Genomic DNA, 5,206 nt, shown 5'->3' with positions numbered 1-5,206 from the left:
CGGCTCCCCCGTCGGGGCCGTCGGGGCGACGACCACTCAACCGCCCCAACGGCCCCACTCGCCGCATTTCACCAACCGTTCACCGCACGCCACGCACCGGTGGTCCACTCCGCGGCCCCGGTGCCATGTCCACTTCCCGCACCGCTTCCTACGGTGAACAGGACGCGGCCGGTGTCGGCCGGCGGCGTCCGTCAACGGAAGGGACGCACCTGCCGTGAGTGAGACCCCCAACACCCCCGCCACGTCCTCCAACACCCCCGCCCCGTCCTCGGGCATCGCCGATCCGGCCCCGCTGGGCCTGGCCGGATTCGCCATGACCACCTTCATCCTCAGTGTCGTCAACACCAACATGATCTCCGAGAAGGGCAGCGGGGACGTCGTCCTCGGCCTGGCCCTGTTCTACGGGGGGATCGCGCAGTTCCTGGCCGGCATGTGGGAGTACCGGCGCGGCAACACCTTCGGGGCCACCGCCTTCTCCTCCTTCGGCGCGTTCTGGCTCAGCTACTGGGGCATCGTGCACTGGAGCACCGGCGGCGACGCGCATAAGACGCTCGGCCTGTACCTGTTCGCCTGGTTCATCTTCACCGGCTACATGACCGTCGCCGCGCTGCGCACCAACGGTGCCGTGCTCGCCGTCTTCGCGCTGCTGACGCTGACGTTCCTGTTGCTGGCCATCGGGGCCTGGCAGAACGCAGCCACCCCGCCCGCGTCCTTCACCGAGATCGGCGGCTGGGTCGGCCTGGTCACCGCACTGGCGGCCTGGTACGCCTCGTTCGCCGCGGTGGCCAACGAGACGCACAAGAAGCAGATACTCCCGACCTGGCCGCGTTGAGCCACTGGCAGCGATGAGCCAACGGGAATAGCGTGGAATGAGGGCCGCTGCGTGCGGTCCTCATTCCCTTCCGTCGTGACGACTGGGGCTGGGAGACATGACTGATAAGCAAGAGGCGTCGGCCGACAGCCAACAGACTGGCAGCCAAGAGACCCTGGCCAATCTGCTCAGCGAGAACCGGCGGTTCGCCCCGTCGCAGGACGTGCGCGACCACGCCAACGTCACCGCCCTGGCCTACGCCGCCGCCGACGCCGACCGCGAGGCGTTCTGGGCCACGCAGGCCGAGCGGCTGCACTGGGAGCAGCCGTGGACACAGGTCCTGGACTGGTCCGGGCGGCCGTTCGCCAAGTGGTTCGTCGGCGGGAAGCTGAACGCCGCCTACAACTGCGTGGACCGGCACGTCGAGGCCGGCAACGGCGACCGGGTCGCGATCCACTTCGAGGGCGAGCCCGGCGACTCCCGTTCGCTGACCTACGCCCAGCTCAAGGACGAGGTGTGCAAGGCCGCCAACGCGCTGACCGAGCTCGGCGTCGCCGACGGCGACCGGGTGGCGATCTACCTGCCGATGATCCCGGAGGCCGCGGTCGCGATGTTGGCCTGCGCCCGGATCGGCGCGGTGCACTCGGTGTGCTTCGCCGCGTTCTCCCCGGAGGCGCTGCGCGGTCGGATCGAGGACGCCGGCGCCAAGCTGCTGATCACCGCCGACGGCTACCACCGGCGCGGTTCGGTGGTGAACCTCAAGGCCAACGCCGACGAGGCGGCCGCGGCGTCCCCGACCGTCGAGAAGGTGCTGGTGGTCAAGCGCACCGGCCACGACGTGGCGTGGGACCCGTCGCGCGACGTGTGGTGGCACGAGTCGGTGGACCGGCAGTCCGCCCGGCACACCCCGGTCGGCTTCGATGCCGAGCACCCGCTGTTCATCCTGTACACCTCGGGGACCACGGGGAAGCCGAAGGGGATCCTGCACACCACCGGCGGGTACCTGACGCAGGCCTCGTACACCCATCACGCGGTGTTCGACCTGAAGCCGGAGACCGATGTCTACTGGTGCACCGCCGACGTCGGCTGGGTCACCGGCCACTCCTACATCGTCTACGGACCGCTCTCCAACGGTGCGACCGAGGTCATGTACGAGGGCACGCCGGACACCCCGCACCAGGGCCGGTTCTGGGAGATCGTCCAGAAGTACAAGGTCACGCTCCTCTACACCGCGCCGACAGCCATCAGGACCTTCATGAAGTGGGGCTCGGCGGTCCCGGCGAAGTTCGATCTCAGCTCCCTGCGGCTGCTGGGCTCGGTCGGCGAGCCGATCAACCCCGAGGCCTGGATCTGGTACCGCGAGACGATCGGCGGGGGCCGGACCCCGGTGGTGGACACGTGGTGGCAGACCGAGACCGGGGCGATCATGATCTCCCCGCTGCCCGGCGTCACCGAGGCCAAGCCGGGCTCGGCCATGCGGCCGCTGCCGGGCATCTCGGCGGACGTCGTGGACAAGAGCGGCACGCCGGTGCCCAACGGCGGCGGCGGGTACCTGGTGCTGGACAAGCCGTGGCCCTCGATGCTGCGCGGGATCTGGGGCGACCCGCAGCGCTTCATCGACACCTACTGGGCCCGGTTCGCCGAGCAGGGCTACTACTTCGCCGGCGACGGCGCGAAGAAGGACGAGGACGGCGACCTGTGGCTGCTCGGCCGGGTCGACGACATCATGCTGGTCTCCGGCCACAACATCTCGACCACCGAGGTGGAATCCGCGCTGGTCTCCAACCCGGTCGTGGCCGAGGCCGCGGTGGTCGGCGCCAAGGACGAGACCACCGGCCAGCGCATCGTCGCCTTCGTCATCCTGCGCGGCGGCAACGAGGAGTACGCCGAACTCGCCGAGACGCTGCGGGAGCACGTCAGCAAGGCGATCGGCCCGATCGCCAAGCCGCGGCAGATCATCGTGGTGCCGGAGCTGCCCAAGACCCGGTCCGGCAAGATCATGCGGCGCCTGCTGCGCGATGTCGCCGAGGACCGCGCGATCGGCGACACCACGACCCTGGCCGACTCCGCGGTGATGGAGCTGATATCGGAGAAGCTGCCGCATGCTGAGGAGGATTGAGGCTGGGCGCGGCCGGCCGCGGTGACCGACCGCCTCGGGCGGGATGGTCAGGCGCTCTCACGCAGGTAGAGGTCCCGCAGCAGGCCGATCTCGCCGCCGTGGTGCGCGACTTCGTCCAGGGCGTGCAGCGCGAGCTTCAGGTAGCTCTCCTTGCCGAAGTCGCCGCCGCGCCCCATGGGCTCCAGCAGGCGCTTGTCGCCGAGGGCTGCGATGCGGGTGGTGAAGCGCTCCCAGTCCTCGGCGAGTTCCTGCAGGCCCTCCTTCGCGGTACCCGGCCACTCGTGGCGGTCGCCGAGGGCGGGAACGTCCTCGAAGAAGTGGATCACGTAGCCGCGCAGGCAGAGGTTGCCGATGTGCCAGACGCGCCAGGCGATCGTGGTGACCGGGTCCGGCACGTCCGGGCTCTGCTCCGGGAACAGGGCGGCGACGCGGAAGACGCCGTCGGTTCCGGGGCTGATGGTGACGCAGTCGGGGACCGGCTCCCACAGATACTCGGCGTCGGTCAGGCCTTCCAGCCGCGCGAGCAGCCGGGATCGCACGTCTTCGAAGACCGCCAGCAGGTCGCGGGTGACGGGGTTGGAAACGGTCATATCAGCTCCTGGATTCGGCGGCATGTTCCGGTTGACTCCGGTGATCAGTATGGTCATGGTCACCGCGGTCCCGGGCCGCCGCCGCGTACTGCGCCGGCGGCACCCCGAAGGCCGCCGTGAAGTCCCGGGTCAGATGTGCCTGGTCGGCGTACCCGAGGTCGGTGGCGAGTTCGGCCCAGTCGATGCGCTCGCGGTGGGCGATCCGCTCCCCGGCCTCGTAGAGCCGGTAGCGGCGCAGGAACCACTTCGGTCCGATGCCGACGTGCTCGGTGAAGGCCCGCTGCAGGGTGCGGACGCCGACGCCGGCGGCGCGCGCCAGGTCCTCCACCCGGGTCAGCTCGCGGTCGCGCACGGCCAGTTCGGCCCACTCGGTGGTGGTCTCGCAGTCCTGCCGCTCGGCCGGGACCCGTTCGGCGAGGGCGGCGTCGGCGGTGGCGGCGAGCTGTTCGGCCGGCACGTCCAGGTCGGCGACCAGCGGGACCAGCAGCGCCTCCAGGCCGGCCAGGGCCGGGACCCGCGCCAGCGGGAGCTCGGTGTCGGTGAGCTTGGTCAGCGGGCCGTCGAAGAAGGGGGCGAAGGCGGCGGGACGGAACATGACGCCCAGCCCGCGCCCCCGGCCCTCCAACGTGATCGAGAACCGCCCGGTGTCCACCCCCTTGACGATCGCCCCGTCCGCCTCGAACACCATGTTGACCACCGGATGGGCCAACACCTGCTGCTCGTGCCGGACCCCCGGCGGCAGCCGCCACGTGGAGATCCAGTAGCGGTCCACGAAGCGCGCCGGGCCGTCGGTCGGCGGGAAGCGGTCCAGGCTGAAGACGGTGTGCGCGGCCGCCGGGTGCACGATGCCGCGGCTGTCTTCCTGCACCGGCTTGACCTGGGGTTCGGGCATGGGGCCAGGCTATGGCACGGGTCCGACACTCACGATCTGTGCCATGGATCGATGCCATTGACGGTGAGCGCCGGCCGCTGACGCGTTTCTTCAAGACGTGCCACGCCGCCCGCCATAGCGTCGATGCATGAGCACCATTCACGAGCAGTTGACCGAGGCCGCCGACGAGGCCGCCCGCGTCGTCGCCAATACCAAGCCCGAGCAGTTCGGCGACAAGACCCCCTGCACACAGTGGGATGTCAAGGAGCTGCTGAACCACCTGATGCTGTGGACGGCGTACTCCTTCGAGCGCCGCGCCCGCAGCGAGCAGGTCGGCCCCGACCTGACGGAGCGCGACTTCGCCGCCGAGCCCGACTACGCCGCCCGCTACCGCGCCCAACTGGACCGCGCCCTGGCCGCCTGGACCCCCGCCGAGGTCTGGGAGAGCGAGATCGACACCGGCAGCGGCAAGACCCCGGCCCCGCAGATCGCCGAGATGATCCTGATGGAGATGGTCCTGCACGCCTGGGACCTGGCCACCGCCACCGGCCAGCCCTACGCGGTCTCCGACGAGGTCGCCGCCATCGTCGGCAAGGCGGTCGAGGCCTCCGCGGAGATGTACCGGCAGTACGACGGCTTCGCCGCCGAGGCGCCGGTGGGGCAGGACGCGACGGTGCTGGACAAGGCGCTGGCGGTGTCGGGGCGGAAGCTGTAGCTGTAGCTGAGGTCGTAGCCGCTGCCGGGGGTGGCGGGTGGCGGGTGGCAGGTGGCAGGTGGGAGTGGCAGGTGGGGAATGATCGCTCGCCGTGTGGGGT

At 70.4% G+C, this 5,206-nt stretch carries 5 protein-coding genes; 3 read left to right on the top strand and 2 right to left on the bottom strand.

All coding sequences use genetic code 11. From position 1 onward, the window contains the following. Nucleotides 1–214 precede the first annotated feature (214 nt). The gene (locus tag KGQ19_RS47340; protein ID WP_212021988.1) at nt 215–832 is read left to right on the top strand and encodes an acetate uptake transporter; all 618 of its coding nucleotides are present in this window, start codon (nt 215–217) and stop codon (nt 830–832) included. Nucleotides 833–929: 97 nt separating this feature from the next. Then, nucleotides 930–2,930: an acetate--CoA ligase gene (gene acs / locus KGQ19_RS47335; RefSeq protein WP_212021986.1), complete on the top strand. Its 2,001-nt coding sequence runs from the start codon at nt 930–932 to the stop codon at nt 2,928–2,930. A gap of 47 nt (nt 2,931–2,977) precedes the next feature. Here the strand turns inward: acs and KGQ19_RS47330 are convergent, their stop codons facing one another. Both KGQ19_RS47330 and KGQ19_RS47325 read right to left on the bottom strand, forming a co-directional pair. After that, entirely contained in the window at nt 2,978–3,520 is a 543-nt protein-coding gene (locus KGQ19_RS47330; protein ID WP_212021984.1) for a DinB family protein, read from the bottom strand. Between the two features lies 1 nt (nt 3,521). Next, nucleotides 3,522–4,412: a helix-turn-helix domain-containing protein gene (locus KGQ19_RS47325; protein ID WP_230420526.1), complete on the bottom strand. Its 891-nt coding sequence runs from the start codon at nt 4,410–4,412 to the stop codon at nt 3,522–3,524. Between the two features lie 127 nt (nt 4,413–4,539). On the opposite strand from KGQ19_RS47325, the gene KGQ19_RS47320 reads away from it, so the two are divergent. After that, nucleotides 4,540–5,106 carry a TIGR03086 family metal-binding protein gene (locus KGQ19_RS47320; RefSeq protein WP_212021982.1) on the top strand — a complete coding sequence of 189 codons (567 nt, stop codon included), beginning with the start codon at nt 4,540–4,542 and terminating at the stop codon, nt 5,104–5,106. Nucleotides 5,107–5,206 lie beyond the last annotated feature (100 nt).

Source organism: Catenulispora pinistramenti, assembly GCF_018274385.1.
In the GTDB taxonomy this organism is placed as follows: Bacteria; Actinomycetota; Actinomycetes; order Streptomycetales; family Catenulisporaceae; genus Catenulispora; species Catenulispora pinistramenti.
Note: the sequence above shows the minus strand (reverse complement) of the source record. Positions and strands in the feature narration are given on the sequence as shown.

Excerpts from the sequence above, each read along its gene's own strand:
- acs (WP_212021986.1), top strand. The coding sequence starts at position 930 with ATGACTGATAAGCAAGAGGCGTCGGCCGACAGCCAACAGACTGGCAGC.
- KGQ19_RS47330 (WP_212021984.1), bottom strand. The coding sequence starts at position 3,520 with ATGACCGTTTCCAACCCCGTCACCCGCGACCTGCTGGCGGTCTTCGAA.
- KGQ19_RS47325 (WP_230420526.1), bottom strand. The coding sequence starts at position 4,412 with ATGCCCGAACCCCAGGTCAAGCCGGTGCAGGAAGACAGCCGCGGCATC.
- KGQ19_RS47320 (WP_212021982.1), top strand. The coding sequence starts at position 4,540 with ATGAGCACCATTCACGAGCAGTTGACCGAGGCCGCCGACGAGGCCGCC.